Origin of the sequence: Hydrogenibacillus schlegelii (assembly GCF_001653195.1) — a bacterium.
Classification (GTDB): Bacteria; Bacillota; Bacilli; order Thermicanales; family DSM-22653; genus Hydrogenibacillus; species Hydrogenibacillus schlegelii.
In genome coordinates this window covers 18,563-35,022 of sequence record NZ_JXBB01000060.1, presented here as the reverse complement: position 1 = coordinate 35,022, position 16,460 = coordinate 18,563, and the positions used below count along the sequence as shown (strand labels likewise).

Below are 16,460 nucleotides of genomic sequence, written 5' to 3'. Positions count from 1 at the left end.
AAAAGAAGGGAGGTCCGTCGATGACGACGATCAGCGTGCCGGTCGGCGGGGTGCGCAAAAAGTCGCTCCTCTGGGATTATCTCACGACCGTCGACCACAAGAAAATTGCCCACCTGTACTTCTGGACGGGGCTCGTCTATTTCCTCATCGGCGGGCTGGAGGCGCTCCTCATACGCACTCAGCTCGCGGTACCGCTCAATCATGTTCTCGACGGCAAAGCGTACAACGAAGTGCTGGCGATGCACGGGACGACGATGATCTTCTTCGTCGCCATGCCGCTCCTCTTTGCCCTCATGAACGCCGTCGTGCCGCTCCAGATCGGGGCGCGCGACCTCGCCTTTCCGTTTGTCAATGCGCTGAGCTACTGGCTCTATTTCTTCGGGGCGCTTCTTACGCACGTCAGTTTTTTGACCGGCGATGTGCCGCAGGGCGGCTGGACGGGGTACTTTCCGCTGGCGCATCCGGACTACACCGGCTACGGTATGAGTTACTACGCGATGGGCCTGCAGCTGAGCGGGCTCGGGACGCTCCTTACGGGCATCAACTTCGTGGCGACGATCGTGAACCACCGAGCGCCGGGCATGACATACATGCGCATGCCGCTTTTCACCTGGACGACGCTCATCGCGTCCATCCTCACCATGTTCGCCTTTCCACCGCTTACGGCCGGCTTGTTCCTGATGATTTACGATCAGCTGTTCGGGGGCGCCGCGTTTGACCCGGCGAAGGGGGGCAACCCCATCATCTGGCAGCATCTCTTTTGGATTTTCGGACACCCGGAGGTGTACATCGTCGCCCTCCCGGCGTTCGGCATCTTCTCGGAAGTGATTCCCGTGTTTTCGCGGAAACGGCTTTTCGGTTACCCCGCGATGGTCGTGGCCACCGCGCTCATCGCTTTCTTCGGGTTCATGGTCTGGGTCCACCACATGTTCACCGTCGGTTTGGGGCCGCTCGCCAACGGCGTCTTTGGCGTCGCGACGACGATCATCGCCGTCCCCACGGGGATCAAGATCTTCAACTGGATTTTCACCATGTGGGGCGGGAAAGTCCGCATGACGTCGGCGATGCTTTGGTCCGTCGGGTTCATCATCACCTTCGTCATGGGCGGCGTGACGGGCGTAATGATGGCCCTTCCGCCGGCGGACTATCAGTACCACGACACGTACTTCATCGTCGCTCATTTCCACTATGTGCTGATCGGCGGGACGGTGTTCTCCGTCTTCGCCGGGGCGTATTACTGGTGGCCGAAGATGTTCGGCAAGCTGCTCAACGAAACGCTGGGCAAAATCCACTTCTGGCTCTTTTTCATCGGTTTCCACCTGACGTTTTTCATCCAGCATTTCCTCGGCCTGTGGGGGATGCAGCGGCGCATCTTTACCTACCTGCCGGGACAGGGCTTTGAGCTGCCGAACCTCGTGAGCACGATCGGCGCCTACACCATGGCCCTCGGCGTGATCGTCTTTGCGATCAACATCGTCTACACCTTCGTCAAAGGGAAGCCGGCGCCGGCCGACCCGTGGGACGGCCGGACGCTCGAGTGGGCGACGCCGACGCCGGTGCCGGAGTACAACTTCGCCCGGCTGCCCCTCATCCGCGGGCTCGATCCATTCTGGCTGGAGAAGCAGGCGGGGAACAAGACGGTGCCGCCGGCGGAGCCGTACGCGGACATCCACATGCCGAACCCGAGCATCCTGCCCTTTATGATGTCGCTTTCCCTGTTCATCGCCGGACTCGGGTTCATCTTCAAAGATCAGTATCATCCGTCGTTCCTCTACCTCGCCCTTTTCGGCGTGGCGGCGACACTGCTTGTCATGTTCCTCCGCTCCGTGATCGACGACGAAGGCCGGCATGTGCCGCGGGAACTCGTGGAGCAGGAAGATGCAAAAGGGGTGAGCGCCTGATGAGCCTCACGGCCGAACCGGGTCGCCTCGGCGCCGCCGCCCCCGCCGCTCGGGCGGGGGCGGTCGAAAAAACCGAGGCTCCGCCGATCGAGCTGGCGACGCAAGAAGGGCGGAACAAGCTGATCGGCATGTGGCTGTTCATCGCCGCCGAGTCGGTGCTGTTCGCTTCGTTTTTCGCCGTCTACCTCGCCCTCCGGCATTCGACGATGGGCGGGCCGACGGGGAAGGAGCTGTTCGACCTCAAGCTCGTCTTTTTGGCCACGGCGCTCCTTCTTTCGAGCAGCTTCACGAGCGTCATGGCGGTCCTCAACATGCGCCGGCTACAGGCCGGGGCGATGAAGGCCTGGCTTTTGGCGACGTGGCTGCTCGGGGCGTCGTTCCTCGCCCTGGAAGCGTATGAGTTCAACCACTATGTGCACATGGGCCATACGTTTACGTCCAGCGCCTTCGGGACGGCCTTCTACAGCCTCGTCGGCTTCCACGGCGCCCACGTGACGTTCGGCCTCCTGTGGCTGTTTGCCCTCCTCGTGCGGAACCTCCGGCGGGAGGTGACGCCGTACATCGCGCCGAAGGTGTACGCCTTCAGCCTGTACTGGCACTTTGTCGACCTCGTCTGGGTGTTCATCTTTAGCGTCGTCTACCTCATGGGGAAGGTGGCGTGAGATGGCGGCAGAGCCGATGTTTTCTCCGTCCGGCGAGCGGGAGACGAAAAAGGAACGATCGCTCCATACGGTCGCCTTTTTGGCCAGCATCGTGCTGACCATCCTGGCGTTCGGGGCCGTCGTTTACGCCATCGAAGGCGGAGCGTCGGCGGGGTTCGTCGTCGCCTTTCTCGTCGGCCTCGCCGTCGTCCAGGCGGCGTTTCAGGCGTATATCTGGATGCATCTCAAAGACGAGGGGCACGCCGTGCCGCAGCTCTTTTTCTACGTCGGCGTCTACGTCACCGTCGTCATCGTGATCGGCATCCTGCTCATGAGCTGGTGGACGGTCGCCTAAGCGGCAAGCGGGCCGCGTCGCCGTCCGGTCGGTTCTCGAAAGAAGCCCGGAGATGGCGCTCTGACAAAAGTGCGGCGGCGATCGGCACCGTTCGACCGCTCGGGAAGCGGTTCGGCCGTTTTCGGTCGGCGGGCGCCGGGGGTGACGGCGGGCGGCCCGTGCCGTTTTCGGCCGGAGGTCGCCGGTGGCGGGGCACCGTTTTGCGGGCGTGGCGGAGGGGTGGCTTGCGCCCGGCGGCGGGCGGCGCGGCGGGAGGAGGGGGAGCATGCTTGCCCTTTATCAGCAGCTCAAGATGTTCGGCTGGGTCGCCCTCTGGAACCCGGATAAGATCGTCCTCGTCCTCGTCGTCGGGGGCTTGTACGCCCTGCTCGTCGGCCCGTATCGCCGGGACATCCCGGGGGCGACGCCGCCGAAACCGGCGGAAGTGGCGGCGTTTTACGGCGCGCTCGGCCTCTATTACGTCGCCCAGGGAAGCCCGCTCTACCTCATGAGCCACATGATCTTCTGGCTGCATATGGTGAAGATGGCGATCGTCTATCTTTTGGTGCCGCCGCTTCTGATCCTCGGGATCCCCGCGTGGATGTTCGAGACGGCCTTTCGCATGGCGTGGCTTCGGCGCCTCGTCGGGGCGCTCAGCCATCCGCTCGTGGCGATTTTTCTCTTTAACGGGCTGTTTTCGATCTACCACATTCCAGAGGTGTTCGACTTCCTGAATACCCACCGGAGCGCCGGCATCCTGTACGCGATCGCCATGTTCGCCGCGGCGTGGATCATGTGGTGGCCGATCTTAAATCCGCTGCCCGATCGGGAAGAGTGGTCGTACATCAAAAAGATCGGCTATATTTTTGCCAACGGCATGCTGCTTACGCCGGCGTGCGCGTTATTGTTCTTGAGCGATCACGTGCTGTATCGGTCGTATTACGACGCGGCCGTCTGGCAGCAGATGGTCGGATACTGCCTTCCGCCCGGCGCCCGAGCGATCGATTTGAGCGGGCTTTCGGCGGCGCAGTTTAACCTCCTTTCGCCGGTGGACGATCAGAAGCTCGGCGGGATCTTGATGAAGGTGTTGCAAGAGCTGATTTACGCCGGGTTCATCATCACGGTGCTTGGGCGCTGGTTCCGGGAGGCGTGGGCGAAAGAACGGGAGAGCACCGAGGCCGTTCTGGCCGAAGCCAGGCTTCGGAAGCGGGGGTCGTAGCGTCGGACGGATTTTTTCGGCGAGGCTTCGGCCGGGGAGCGTCGGCAGACCGGGCGGCAGGAAGCGGCCCGGGCGGCGAGGGGGGAGATGGCGATGGGACGCCGGATGGCCCGAGCGGTCGCGGCGATGACGCTCTTCGTGCTGGTGATGGGCGTTCTCGTCGTCGCGACCGAAAGCGGCGATGCGTGCGGTTTCGACTGGCCGTACTGTGGGGGCAAGCTGTATCCGGATCCGTCGAACGTAAAGCAAGTGATCGAGTATACCCATCGACTGGTGACGGGGCTTCTCGGCCTCGTCGTCGTCGCCAACGCGGCCGTCGCCTTCCACCCGGCCGTTCGCCGTCGCGGCGGCACCGGCCTGGCGCTCGGTCTGGTGGCGCTCTTGTTCCTCCAGGCGGGCGTCGGGGGCCTTAACGTTCTCCTCGGGACGCCGAAGGGGTTTACGACGCTCGATGTGATGATCAGCGAGGCGCTCTGGGCGGCGGTGATGATCTACCTCGCCCGGAGGGAGGCGGACGAAACGGCGCTTTCGCAAAAGCCGGCCGCTGGAGATCGGACGGCGCTAAAGGCGCTCAGGCGGTGGGCCGCGGTCCTCACCGCCGCCGTCTACGGGACCCTCGTCCTGGGCGGATTCTTTAAGCACAGCGCGCTGGCGGAGGTGTTTTTCGGGCTGGAACCGGAGCGGGTCTGGCTCCGCGATCCGGGCCTTGCCCGGTCCGTCTACGTTCTGCACGGCACCCTGGGGCTTTCGGCGACGATCGCCGCCGCCGCGCTCGGGGTCGCGACCGCCCATCTCACCATCCCGCTCCGGCGGCGATTTTGGCTGCCGGTCGCCGCGGCGTCGACCCTCCTTGTGCTGGAAGTGGGGATCGGGTTTGTCGTCGTCGTGGCGGGGCTAAAGCCGTTCTGGGTGGCCGCCCATATGATCCTGGCGACGCTGTCGCTGGGGGCGACCGCGTTCCTCTATGGTTCGGTCGATGCGGCGCTCCGCCCCGCGTCGGTGTCCGGGGAACGGACGGCGGAGCGCGGGCGGCGACCGGAGGGGCTTGGACGGGCGGAATTCGCCGGGGAAGGGAGGGGTTGACGGTGGCGGAGGTGAGGGAGGAGATGACCGGCCCGGCGGTCGCGCCCCTTTGGGAGCGGCCGGCCGAGGTGCGCCGATTTGTGGGGGCGCTCCTTCGCCTCACGAAACCGGGGATCGTGGCGTCGAACACCTTCGGAGCGTTCGCCGGATGGATGCTCGCCGCGGGAAGCGGCGCGTTCAATCCGCGTCCCGCTGCGTGGGCGGTGGCGACCCTGGTCGGGGTGGCGCTCGTCGTCGCCTCGGGAACGTCGATCAACAACGTCATCGATCGAGACATCGATCGGCAGATGGACCGGACGCGGCGGCGTCCGGTGCCGGCGGGTGAGGTGTCGCCGGCGGTGGCGCTGGCGTACGGCGCCGCGCTTGGCGGGGTGGGGGAGGCCCTTTTGTACGCGGGGGTGCACCCGCTGGTCGCGGCGGTGACGGCGATCGGCTGGCTGTTTTACGTCGTGTTTTATTCGCTGTGGTCGAAGCGGACGACGACGCTCGGAACGCTCGTCGGCGCCGTCTCCGGAGCGGCGCCGACGGTGGCCGGGTACGTGGCGTACAGCATGCGGCTGGACGCCGTGGCGTGGGCGCTCTTTCTCATCCTGTTTCTCTGGCAGCCGGTTCATTTTCTCGCCATCGCTTTCCGCCGCCGGGAGGACTACGCCCGGGCCGGACTGCCGATGCTCCCGATCGTTGCCGGGTCGCTTGTGGCGAAACGGCAGATGGCGCTTTACACTCTGGCCCTCGTGCCGGCGTCGCTCCTTCCGGCGCTTTTTGGCGTGGTCGGGGCGGTGTACGTCGTCGGCGCTCTCGTCCTTGGGGCGGTCTACCTCGCGCTCGCCTTCCAGGGCGCCCGCGCGACGGGAGCGGCGGAAGGGCGCTGGGGCGGCGCGATGTTCGTCTTTTCCGTCGTGTATCTTACGGCCTTGTACGGCCTGATGGTGGTGGGATGAGGATGCGGATGCGGCCTGGCGTGCGGTCCGTTCTTCTTGCCGTCGGCCTTGCCGGGCTCCTGGCTGCCTGCGGCGGGCCGGGGTCGCTTCCGGTGGTGGGCGAGGCGCCGGACTTTACGCTTCGGACGATCGACGGGGCGCCGTTTCATCTGCATGACGACGCCGGGGCGGTTCGGCTCATCTCCTTTGTTTATACGAACTGTCCGACCGAGTGCCCGGCGATGACCCACTGGATGCTGGCCGTGCAGAAAAAACTCAAGGCCGACGGCGTGCCGCCGGAAAAAGTCCGGTTTTATTCCATCACCTTCGATCCGGAACGGGATACGCCGGAAGCGATGCGGGCGTTTTTGGAGCGATTCCGCTACGACGGGGAGACGCTCGACTGGCCGTACTGGCGGGCGCTCACCGGCTCGCCGGAAGAGACCCGGGGCGTCGTCCGGGCGTTCGGGCTCCTGGTCCAGCCGTCGAACGACGGGCTTTTCATCCACTCCGATCGGGTCGTCCTCGTCGATGGGGAAGGAAAGATCCGCGCCCTGTATCCCGGTTCGACCCTTCCGGTCGACGACGTCTACCGCGACATGAAGCGCTTGATCCGATAGGCTTGCGCCGATGGGCTTCTGCTCCGACGGAGGACCGGCGAAGGGCGGGTCGCCTTTCGCCGGTGTTGTCTTTTTTGGGGCCGATTTTTTTCGCCGCCGGCGATTCAACGTCGGCGGCCGCCTGTGCTATACTGGGGAAAAACCGCGGAGAAAGGGGGCGTCCGGTGCGCCCGATCAGGCTGGATGCGGCGTCTTACCGGCCTTTTGTCGCGCCGGAGGAGGTGGAGCGGGCGGCGGACGTCGTGCGATCGCTTCACCCCACGCTCGTCGAGCGGCGAAGCGAAAGCGCCATGGTCGGCTGGCTCGATTATCCGTCGCGGATCGGGGAGGAGACGCTGGGCGGCGTCGAGGCGATCGCGGAGCGGGTGCGCCGAGATGCAGACGTCTTCTTCGTCGTCGGCGTGGGTGGCTCCTCCCTCGGCGCTCGGGCGGCGCTCGAGTTTCTCGGCCGGGACGCCGCCGCGCCCGAGATTCGTTTCGTGGGGGAGGATTTAAGCCCGACGTCCCTCGTCGAAGCGCTGGAGGCGGTCCGAACACGGCGGGTCGTCCTCAACGTCGTTTCGAAGTCCGGCACGACGACGGAGCCGGCGGTCGCCTTTCGCCTGTTGCGGGAAACGCTGGAAACGGCAGTCGGCCCCGCGGAAGCCCGCCGCCGCATCATCGCCACCACCGATCCGTCCGGCGGGGCGCTACGGGCGATGGCGGAGGCGGAGGGGTGGACGTCGTTCGACATCCCGCGGGACGTCGGCGGGCGGTTCTCGGTGCTGACGCCGGTCGGCCTCTTGCCGATGGCCGTCGCCGGGATCGATGTGCGCCGGGTGCTCGCCGGCGCCCGGGCGCTGATGGCGGCGCCGGAGGGGACCGATCCCGCGGCGGACGATCCCAACCGGTATGCGATGCTTCGGCATATTCTGTATCTGAAGGGTTACGCGATCGAACTGTTCGTCGGCTTTACGCCGCGGCTTTCGGGCGTCGGCGCCTGGCTGAGGCAGCTTTTTGCCGAGAGCGAAGGGAAGAACGGCCGCGGGATTTTCCCCGTAACGGGAAAATATACGACCGACCTCCACTCCATCGGGCAATATGTGCAAGATGGGCGGCGGCTGTTGTTCGAGACGTTCCTCTGGCTGGAAGACGAAGGCGTCGACGTGACGGTGCCGGATCGCGCCGCCGCCGACGGTTTCGACTACCTCCGGGGCCGTTCGCTCCAGTGGATGAACGAGCAGGCGATGTGGGGGACGTACGTCGCCCATCGAAACGGCGGCGTACCCGTCGGCCGCATCGTCCTTCGCGATCGCTCGCCGGAGGCGTTCGGGGCGCTGGTGATGTTTTTCGAGCGGGCGGTGGCCTTAAGCGGGATGCTCCTCGGGGTCAATCCGTTCGATCAGCCCGGCGTGGAAGCCTATAAGGCGAATCTGTTCGCGCTCCTGGGCCGTCCCGGGTATGAAGCCCGGGGGGAGGCGCTTCAGGCCGAGATCGCCGCGCTTCTCGACCGGCGGTAGGCGGACGAAGCGATGATCGTCTGAACGGGGGTCGGTGGATCGGCCGCGGGCGGAAGCGGTCGATCCTCGCGGCGGAGCGCCTGGCCGGGATCGCGGAGCCCCTGGCCGGCGCCGGAGTGCTTCAGACACCGGGAAAGGAGGGGGGCGGTGCGCCTCGATAAGCTGCTCGCCCACATGGGATACGGCACGCGCCGCGAAGTGAAAAAGCTGATCAAAAGCGGGGCGGTGGAGGTCAACGGCGCCGTGCCGCCGTCTCCGGACGTCCACGTCGATCCGGCGGCGGATCGGGTGACGGTCTTTGAGGCGCCGGTCCGCTACGTTGCGCACGTCGTCTACATGCTGAACAAACCGCCGGGGGTGGTGAGCGCCACCGTCGACCGGCGCCAGGAGACGGTGCTCGATCTCGTGCCGGCGGAGCTTTGGCGGCCGGGCCTTTTCCCCGTCGGACGGCTGGACAAAGACGCCCGCGGCCTGCTTCTGATCACCGACGACGGCCAGCTCGGTCACCGGCTGGCCGCCCCCCGCTGGGCGGTGGAAAAGACGTACGTCGTCGAAGTCGACGGCGTTCTCACCGAGGCAGACGTCCGGCGGTTTGCCGCCGGGATGGTGCTGGACGACGGGACGCGCCTCCGGCCGGCGACGCTCGAGATCGTCGCCGGCGGTCCCCGATCGATGGCCCGGGTGACGGTGACCGAGGGAAAGTACCATCAGGTCAAGCGGATGTTTCTTGCCGTCGGGAAGGCGGTCGTCGACCTGAAGCGCATCCGCATCGGGCCGATCGTCCTCGATCCGGATCTCCCGGAGGGCGCCGTTCGCCCCCTTACGCCGGAAGAAGAGGCGGCGCTTCGGGCGATGGTCGGCCTCGAGAAGAAGAAGCGGTAGGTCTGTAAACGGAAAAGAACGGCCGCGCCGCGCGCGGTGCGCGGCGCGGCGGGCGAAGGGAGGGGCGAGGATGCCCGAGGCGAGAGAGCGGGGCGCCTGGCCGACGACGGAGGACGCCCGGTGCGCGGCGCTCGTCGAGGAGCGGCTCCGGGCGGCGAAGATGCAGTTCGAGCGGGCGATCCAGAGCAAGCACACGGCCTTCGACGATCTCTATCCGTACATGGTGGAAAATCCGTCGTTTTTCTGGTACAAACGCTACGTCGCCTGGACGGAGCTTTTGGTGCTGGTCGATCTCGCCGGCCGGCTCGGCCTGCCGTGGGAGAGCCTGTTTTTGCCGCATCAGGTGCAGTTTATCCGGGCGCAGGTGCTGTCGGGGACGGTGCTCGACCGGTGGTTTGACCCTGCCGGGGAAGGGGAGGACCGGTGAGGCTCCGCCATAAGCCGGAAGCCCGTCCGGCGCTCCTCGCCGCGCCGGAGGTGGTCCACCGCCCCGACGGCTGGCCGGGGAAGTGGCGGCTTCTCTTTTTTCACCGCCCGGCGCCGCTTTACGTCGAGCTCGGCTCCGGCCGCGGACGCTTTCTCGTCGAGGCGGCGGAGGCGGAGCCGGGGGTGAATTTTGTCGGCGTCGAGCGGAAGGCGGAAGCCCTCTACGTCGCCTGGCGCCGGGTGCGGTCGGCCGAGCGGACGAACGTCGGCTTTATCTTCGACGACGTCGATCGGCTGGGCGCCTACTTTCATCCGGGGGAGATCGACCGGCTGTATTTTCATTTCAGCGATCCGTGGCCGAAGCGGCGACACGCCAAGCGGCGGCTCACGCATCCGGCGCGGCTGGGTCGTCTTGTCGCCCTGCTTCGGCCGGGCGGGGAGGTCGTCTTTAAAACCGACCACCCGAACTTTTACGCCTACAGCCGGGAGCAGCTCATCGCTCAGGGCCTCGTGCCGCTCGAAGAGCGGACGGTCGTCGGCGGCCCGATCCGGGGGCCGGTGACGGATTATGAGGCCCGGTTTCTTTTGGCCGGTCGGCCGATCTACGCCGGCGTGTTCCGGCGGGACGGCTGACCGGCCGGATTTTTTTTGCCGATTATTTTATGCCGGGGGGTGCATGCTAACCAGACGGAAGGAGGAAGCGGCATGGCCAGACTGCCGGAAGCGAAGGCCTACCAGGCGCTTGCCCGTTCCAAGGAGACGACCCGGCCGGTGGCGGCCAACGTCGCCCGGGCCTTTCTCGTCGGCGGGCTCATCTCCGTCGTCGGGCAGGCGTTCATGTGGCTGTACGAGACGGTGTTCGGATTTACGGAACAGACCGCCAGCAACCCGACGGTGGCGACGCTCGTCTTTTTGAGCGTGCTTCTGACCGGCCTCGGCGTCTACGACAAGATCGGCGAGTGGGCCGGCGCCGGAAGCATCGTGCCGGTGACCGGGTTTGCCAACACGATGGCTTCCAGCGCCCTCGACGCCCGGTCGGAAGGACTCGTCTACGGCGTCGGCGCGAACATGTTCAAAGTCGCGGGGCCGGTGATCGTCTTCGGAACGGTGGCGGCCTTCGTCGTCGCCCTCGTCCGGGCGGTGGTGGAAGCGCTGGTCTGACGCCGGAAAGGGGCCGGTCGGTGCCGTCTTGGCGGCCCGCGCCGTTTCCGGGCCGGCCGCAAGATGCCGGTTCCGGAAAGCAGGCGGACCGCCCTGATCCGGCCGGCGCCCGGGACGGATGACGGCCAAAAGGAGGAGGGGGTCGGGTGAGACGCGGGCGAACGTGGCTGTTTCCGAACCGTCCGGGCATCCTCGCTTCGGCGGCCGTCGGCGGTCCGAAAGAAGGGGAAGGGCCGCTCGCCGGCGATTTTGATCTCATCTTCGACGACGTCTACGCCGGGATGCAGACGTTCGAACAGGCGGAGCGGAAGCTCCTCGAGTCGGCGGCGGAGATCGCCCTCAAAAAGGCCGGCCTCGGCAAGGACGACGTCGACCTCTTTCTCGCCGGCGACCTCCTGAGCCAGGGGGTGACGGCGTCCTTTGCGGCCCGGACGATGGGCATGCCCTTCATCGGCTTAAACGGCGCCTGCTCGACGTCGATGGAGGGGCTCGCTCTGGCGGCCCTCGCCGTCGACGCCGGGCGGGTGCGCCGGGCGCTCACCGGAACGGCGAGCCACAACCTGGCGGCGGAGCGGACGTACCGCTATCCGACGGAATACGGCGCCCAGAAGCCGCCGACGGCCCAGTGGACGGTCACCGGCGCCGGCGCCGGCATCGTGGCCCTCGACCCGGCACCGGTCGTCATCACCGCCGCCACCGTCGGCCGGGTCGTCGACCTCGGGCTCAAAGATCCGCTCAACATGGGGGCGGCGATGGCGCCGGCGGCGTACGACACGATCGTGACGCACCTTGAAGACATGACCCGCTCGCCCGGCGACTACGACCTCATCGTCACCGGCGACCTCGGCCGGATCGGGCGGGAACTTTTGCTGGAGCTCCTCGAGCAGGCGGGGCTTCGCTTCGACCCGGAGAAGATCGTCGACGCGGGGCTCATGATCTATCGGGAAGATCAGGGCGTCTTTTCCGGGGCGAGCGGCGCGGCGAGCTCGGCGGCGGTGTTTTACGGTCACCTGATGAAACACCTCGTCGCCGGGACGATCTTCCGCCTGCTTATCGTCGCCACCGGGGCCCTCATGTCGCCGGTGACGTACCAGCAGGGGGAGTCGGTGCCGACGATCGCCCACGCGGTGGCGGTGGAGAGGGGGAGGTAGGGTGATCTTTTTCTGGGCCTTCGTCGTCGGCGGGCTCATCAGCGCCGTCGGCCAGCTGATGATGGACGTGGGCCGGCTGACGCCGGGGCACACGACCGTGACGCTCGTCGTCGCCGGCGCCGTCCTCGGCGGCCTCGGCTGGTATGAGCCCCTCATCCGCTTTGCCGGCGCCGGGGCGAGCGTGCCGATCACGAGCTTCGGTTATGCCCTGACGACCGGGGCGCTGGAGGAGCTCAAGCGCCACGGGTGGATCGGCGTCATCACCGGGATGTTCGAGATCACGAGCGCCGGCATCAGCGCGGCCATCATCTTCAGTTTTCTCGCCGCCCTCGTCTTTCGGCCGAAGGGATAGGGAGGGCGGGCGGCTCAGGAGAGCGGACGATGCAAAAAGACGCGGTCGGACGCTTGAAGTCGCCGGACGCCCGGTCAAAAAACAGCCCGCCGTTTGGCGGGCCGCTTTTTTGACTTCCTTAATCTTAAATCCAGAGAAGTCCGAGGGCGAGCAGGACAAAAAGCGGCAATGCAATCACCGCCGCCGTATACGGTCCCCACCCCCATTGGGTCTCGTCGACGGTCGTCAGGCCGCTTGCAGCGCCGAGGGGGACGACGTCGGTCCGGCCTTCGGTGCCCATCGGCCGCACGACCGGCCCCACGGGGGCGGGGGCAAAGGGGCGCAGGTACAGGTGCGTCGGCGTCACGTGATGGACGATGCCGTGAAGGCGGCGGCCGTCTTTGGTCAGGACCCAGACCGGCCGTCCGATGTAGCGGACGGCGTGGGCGTAGGCGACTGCCATCGGGTTCCCTCCTTTCTCGGACGATCTCACCTTACGGTATGGTGGTTGTCCGGAAGCGGTCTGTGCCGGTATAATGATGAAAGCATTTTGGGCAGGGGGGTCCGCCGTGAGGGAGCGCCCGAAGGGCCGATTCGGCCGGATGGGGGGACTCATCGCCGCGCTGGCGATTCTGCTGAGCAAAGCGAAAAGCATCGGGTTCCTCGTCATCAAACTATTAAAATTCGGTAAGCTCGGGCCGACGATCTGGAGCATGGCCCTTTCCATCGGCGCCTACGCCCTCATCTACCCGTGGCCCTTTGCCGTCGGCCTCGTGGCCATGCTCTTCATCCACGAGATGGGCCACGTCCTCGCCGCCCGACGGGCGGGGCTTCCGGTGACGCTTCCGGCGTTCATTCCGTTCCTCGGGGCGGTGATCCTCCTCAAGCGGCAGCCGGCCGACGCGCCGACGGAGGCATTCGTCGCCATCGGCGGTCCCGCCTTCGGCACGCTCGGCGCCCTCGGGGCGTTTGGCCTCGCCCGCTGGCTGGATTCGCCGCTCATCATGCTTGTCGCCTGGGCCGGGTTTTTCATCAATCTCTTAAACCTCTTGCCGATCCATCCCCTCGACGGCGGGCGGATCGTCGTCGCCATCTCCCGCTGGCTCTGGATCGTCGGCCTCGTCGTCGGGCTGGTCGTCATCATTTACCTCCAGGCGATCGTCTTTTTGCTGTTCTGGTTTCTGTTTGCCCTGGAGCTCGCCCGAACGGTTTTCGGCCGGAAAAACGACGGGGATCTGGAGGCGGTGCTCACCGTCCCGGCTTCGCCGGCGGTGTTCGAGGCGGTGGGGGCGCCGGTTCCGGGGGAAGCGCACCGGCGGGCGCTCGACTTCCGCCAGTACGTGCGACTCGACGACCGGGAGTCCGTCCTCGAGGTCGACTACCCCGGCGTCGGGAAGATCGGGGAGGTTTCGTTTCCGCTCGGCACGGTAACGGAGGCGGAAATGCTGGGCTACCATCGCCTCGGCCCGGCGACCGGTCGGCTTCGGCTGCGCGTCCGTTACCGGTCGGAGCGGACGCCGCGGGGGATCGCCGTCGACCCGGAATATTACCGGGTGCCGCTCGGGACCCGGCTTGCCTACGGCGGGGCGTATTTTGGGCTGATCGCTTTTCTCCTCGTGATGACCGGCGTCGCCGCCGGGAGCCTGCCGCCGCCCCCGCCCCGGTGATCGCGGCGGTCCTGGCGCGGTGATCGCGGTCGACCCGGTGGGCTTATAGTGGTCTTATAATCGCATAAAAAGGAGGACCTCGATGGAGGCGAAAAAAATGGAGGCGAAAACATCGGTCCCCGCAGAGGCGCCGACGGCCGCCGACGTGCTCGCGGCCGATGCGCGCCTCCGGCCGCACGTGCACCGGACTCCGCTTCTTCGCTCGGCGCTTCTGGACGGGCGGGCCGGAGCGTCGCTTTTTTTGAAAGGGGAACATCTGCAGAAGACGGGGTCGTTTAAGATCCGCGGGGCATTGAACGCCGTTTTGGCCGCGGCCGAGGCGGGCGCCCGGGCGGTCGTCGCCGCCTCGTCGGGAAACCACGGCGCCGCCGTCGCGTACGCCGCCCGGGCGGTCGGCCTTCCGGCGACCGTCGTCGTCCCGGCGTCGATCGCCCCGGCGAAGCGGGCGGCGATCGAGGCGTACGGCGGCCGCATCGTCGTCGCCGGCGACGATTCGGAGACGCGCCTCTCGAAGGCCCGGGAGCTCGCCGCGGCGGAAGGGGCCGCCTTCATCCCGCCGTACGACGATCCGCGCGTCATCGCCGGTCAGGGGACCGTCGGCTTGGAGGTGCTCGACGATCTTCCGGACGTCGAGGCGATCTACGTCCCGATCGGAGGCGGCGGGCTCATCTCCGGCATCGCGACGTGGGTGAAGGACCGGCGGCCGGAGGTGGCGGTGATCGGCGTCGAACCGGAGCTCGCCGACGACACCCACGGCTCGCTCGCCGCCGGCCGGCGGGTCGCCCTGAAGGCGGCGCCGACGATCGCCGACGGCCTCAGGGCGCTGACGCCGGGCGAGCTCACCTTTCCGATCATCGCCCGACTCGTCGACGACGTCGTCCGGGTGAGCGAGACGGAGATCGTCGAGGCGGTCTTTTTCCTCATGACGCGCCTCAAGCAGGTCGTCGAACCGTCCGGCGCCGTAAGCGTCGCCGCCGCCCTCCGGCCGGCGGCGGCCCGCCGGCGGGTGGCGATCCTCTCGGGCGGGAACGTCGACTGGCGGGCCCTCTGGCCGGCGCTTTCGGAGACGCTTGCGCGGCACGGGCTATAAGCCGGCACGGGCGGTCAGCGGAATCGGGGGATCGGAAGAAAAAGACGACCCCGGCGCCGCGAAACGGCTCGTTTCCGCGGGACGCCGGGGTCGACATCCGGCTTCGACGTCAGTCGTTCGGCCACTCGGGGGCGATCATCCGTTCCGGCCGCACCCAGCGGTCGAACTCCTCCTCGGTGACGTAGCCGAGGGCGAGGGCCGCCTCTTTGAGCGTCGTCCCTTCGGCATACGCTTTCTTCGCGATCTCCGCCGCCTTATCGTAGCCGATGTGGGGCGTGAGCGCCGTGACCAGCATGAGCGAGCGCTCGACGTTCCGGGCGATCGTCTCCCGGTTCGGTTCGATGCCGAGGGCCGTCCGGTCGTTGAAACTTTGCATGGCGTCGGCGAGGAGATGGACGGACTGCAGGAAGTTATAGATAATCACCGGCTTGAAGACGTTCAACTGGAAGTTCCCCTGGCTGGCGGCAAAACCGATCGTCGCGTCGTTGCCCATCACCTGGACGGCGACCATCGTCAGGGCTTCGCTCTGGGTGGGGTTGACCTTGCCGGGCATGATCGACGAGCCGGGCTCGTTCGCCGGGATGGTAATCTCGCCGATGCCGGCCCGGGGGCCGCTGGCGAGCCAGCGGACGTCGTTGGCGATCTTCATGAGGTCGGCGGCGAGGGCTTTCAGGGCGCCGTGGGCGTAGACGAGCTCGTCGTGGCTCGTTAGGGCGTGGAATTTGTTTTTCGCCGGCAAGAAGGCGTAGCCGGTCTCCCGGTTGATCCGCTCGACGACTTCCTCGCTGAAGCGCGGATGGGCGTTTAACCCCGTGCCGACGGCGGTGCCGCCGATGGCGAGCTCCCGCAGGGGCTCGAGGGCGTCCAGGATCATCGCTTCGCTTTTTTCCAACATCCGGGCCCAGGCGCTGACTTCCTGGCCCAGCGTGAGCGGCGTGGCGTCCTGAAGGTGGGTCCGGCCGATCTTCACGATGTCCAGAAACGCCTCGGCCTTCGCCTCAAAGGTCGCCCGGAGCGTCCGGAGGGCCGGCAGAAGCTTTTCGACGATCAGGCTGTAGGCGGCGATGTGCATCGCCGTCGGGAAGGTGTCGTTCGAGCTCTGGGAGCGGTTGACGTCGTCGTTCGGGTGGACGCGCTTCTCCAGTCCGCGAGCCCGGAGTTTTTCCGTCGCCCGCCGGGCGACGACTTCGTTGACGTTCATGTTCGTCTGGGTGCCGCTTCCGGTCTGCCAGACGACGAGGGGGAAGTGGTCGTCGAGCTCGCCCCGGAGGATCTCGTCGCACGCCTCCATGATCGCCTCGGCCTTGTCGGGATCGAGGCCGGCGAGCGTTCGGTTGACGTCCGCCGCCGCCTTTTTGATCCGGGCGAGGGCCCGGATGACCTCCATCGGCATCCGCTCGCTGCCGATGGGGAAGTTCATCAGGCTCCGCTGGGTGACGGCCCCCCACAGCTTGTCGGCGGGGACGTTGACCTCGCCAAGGGAGTCCCGTTCGATGCGGTATTCCACGGTGCTGCCTCCTTAGGGGAAAGATGCC

Annotated in this window: 18 protein-coding genes; 16 read left to right on the top strand and 2 right to left on the bottom strand. The window is 66.7% G+C overall.

Annotated features, from left to right (window positions below):
* The first annotated feature begins 20 nt into the window (after window positions 1-20).
* From ctaD to spoVAE, 14 genes are all read left to right on the top strand, one after another.
* Window positions 21-1,901, top strand: a complete 1,881-nt coding sequence (ctaD, locus tag SA87_RS11100) for a cytochrome c oxidase subunit I (protein WP_066203145.1) — start codon at window positions 21-23, stop codon at window positions 1,899-1,901.
* Window positions 1,901-2,563 carry a cytochrome (ubi)quinol oxidase subunit III gene (locus SA87_RS11095; protein WP_066442126.1) on the top strand — a complete coding sequence of 221 codons (663 nt, stop codon included), beginning with the start codon at window positions 1,901-1,903 and terminating at the stop codon, window positions 2,561-2,563. The genes ctaD and SA87_RS11095 overlap by 1 nt, the downstream gene beginning before the upstream one ends.
* 1 nt (window position 2,564) lies before the next feature.
* On the top strand, window positions 2,565-2,897 hold the full coding sequence (locus SA87_RS11090) for a cytochrome C oxidase subunit IV family protein (protein WP_066203141.1): 333 nt from the start codon (window positions 2,565-2,567) through the stop codon (window positions 2,895-2,897).
* 265 nt (window positions 2,898-3,162) lie between these two features.
* Window positions 3,163-4,095, top strand: a complete 933-nt coding sequence (gene ctaG / locus SA87_RS11085; RefSeq protein ID WP_066203137.1) for a cytochrome c oxidase assembly factor CtaG — start codon at window positions 3,163-3,165, stop codon at window positions 4,093-4,095.
* A 93-nt stretch (window positions 4,096-4,188) separates the two neighbouring features.
* Complete coding sequence (locus SA87_RS11080; protein WP_066203135.1) at window positions 4,189-5,178, top strand: COX15/CtaA family protein; 990 nt, start codon at window positions 4,189-4,191, stop codon at window positions 5,176-5,178.
* A gap of 2 nt (window positions 5,179-5,180) precedes the next feature.
* Window positions 5,181-6,119 (top strand): heme o synthase, encoded by a 939-nt coding sequence (cyoE, locus tag SA87_RS11075; protein WP_066442120.1) that lies wholly within the window; start codon window positions 5,181-5,183, stop codon window positions 6,117-6,119.
* 2 nt (window positions 6,120-6,121) lie between these two features.
* A complete protein-coding gene (locus SA87_RS11070) occupies window positions 6,122-6,718 on the top strand; it encodes an SCO family protein (RefSeq protein ID WP_066203133.1) in 597 nt (198 codons plus the stop codon).
* A gap of 164 nt (window positions 6,719-6,882) precedes the next feature.
* Complete coding sequence (locus tag SA87_RS11065) at window positions 6,883-8,217, top strand: glucose-6-phosphate isomerase (protein WP_066203128.1); 1,335 nt, start codon at window positions 6,883-6,885, stop codon at window positions 8,215-8,217.
* 147 nt (window positions 8,218-8,364) lie between these two features.
* Complete coding sequence (locus SA87_RS11060) at window positions 8,365-9,099, top strand: pseudouridine synthase (protein ID WP_082718478.1); 735 nt, start codon at window positions 8,365-8,367, stop codon at window positions 9,097-9,099.
* A 160-nt stretch (window positions 9,100-9,259) separates the two neighbouring features.
* On the top strand, window positions 9,260-9,526 hold the full coding sequence (locus SA87_RS11055) for a hypothetical protein (RefSeq protein ID WP_066203297.1): 267 nt from the start codon (window positions 9,260-9,262) through the stop codon (window positions 9,524-9,526).
* Window positions 9,523-10,158 (top strand): tRNA (guanosine(46)-N7)-methyltransferase TrmB, encoded by a 636-nt coding sequence (gene trmB / locus SA87_RS11050; RefSeq protein ID WP_066203120.1) that lies wholly within the window; start codon window positions 9,523-9,525, stop codon window positions 10,156-10,158. Before SA87_RS11055 ends, trmB begins: the two co-directional genes overlap by 4 nt.
* A gap of 72 nt (window positions 10,159-10,230) precedes the next feature.
* Complete coding sequence (gene spoVAC / locus SA87_RS11045) at window positions 10,231-10,686, top strand: stage V sporulation protein AC (RefSeq protein WP_066203116.1); 456 nt, start codon at window positions 10,231-10,233, stop codon at window positions 10,684-10,686.
* Between the two features lie 146 nt (window positions 10,687-10,832).
* Window positions 10,833-11,837, top strand: a complete 1,005-nt coding sequence (gene spoVAD / locus SA87_RS11040) for a stage V sporulation protein AD (protein WP_066203113.1) — start codon at window positions 10,833-10,835, stop codon at window positions 11,835-11,837.
* Window position 11,838: 1 nt separating this feature from the next.
* Window positions 11,839-12,189 carry a stage V sporulation protein AE gene (gene spoVAE / locus SA87_RS11035; RefSeq protein WP_066203110.1) on the top strand — a complete coding sequence of 117 codons (351 nt, stop codon included), beginning with the start codon at window positions 11,839-11,841 and terminating at the stop codon, window positions 12,187-12,189.
* 124 nt (window positions 12,190-12,313) lie between these two features.
* Here spoVAE and SA87_RS11030 read toward each other — a convergent pair whose 3' ends face one another.
* Window positions 12,314-12,631: a hypothetical protein gene (locus SA87_RS11030; protein WP_066203107.1), complete on the bottom strand. Its 318-nt coding sequence runs from the start codon at window positions 12,629-12,631 to the stop codon at window positions 12,314-12,316.
* A gap of 106 nt (window positions 12,632-12,737) precedes the next feature.
* Between SA87_RS11030 and SA87_RS11025 the strand changes: the two genes are divergently transcribed.
* Window positions 12,738-13,835, top strand: a complete 1,098-nt coding sequence (locus SA87_RS11025) for a site-2 protease family protein (protein ID WP_156423649.1) — start codon at window positions 12,738-12,740, stop codon at window positions 13,833-13,835.
* Between the two features lie 82 nt (window positions 13,836-13,917).
* Window positions 13,918-14,925 carry a threonine/serine dehydratase family protein gene (locus SA87_RS11020; protein ID WP_245637723.1) on the top strand — a complete coding sequence of 336 codons (1,008 nt, stop codon included), beginning with the start codon at window positions 13,918-13,920 and terminating at the stop codon, window positions 14,923-14,925.
* Between the two features lie 109 nt (window positions 14,926-15,034).
* On the opposite strand, the gene fumC is transcribed toward SA87_RS11020, so the two are convergent.
* The gene (gene fumC / locus SA87_RS11015) at window positions 15,035-16,432 is read right to left on the bottom strand and encodes a class II fumarate hydratase (RefSeq protein ID WP_066203102.1); all 1,398 of its coding nucleotides are present in this window, start codon (window positions 16,430-16,432) and stop codon (window positions 15,035-15,037) included.
* Between the last annotated feature and the right edge of the window lie 28 nt (window positions 16,433-16,460).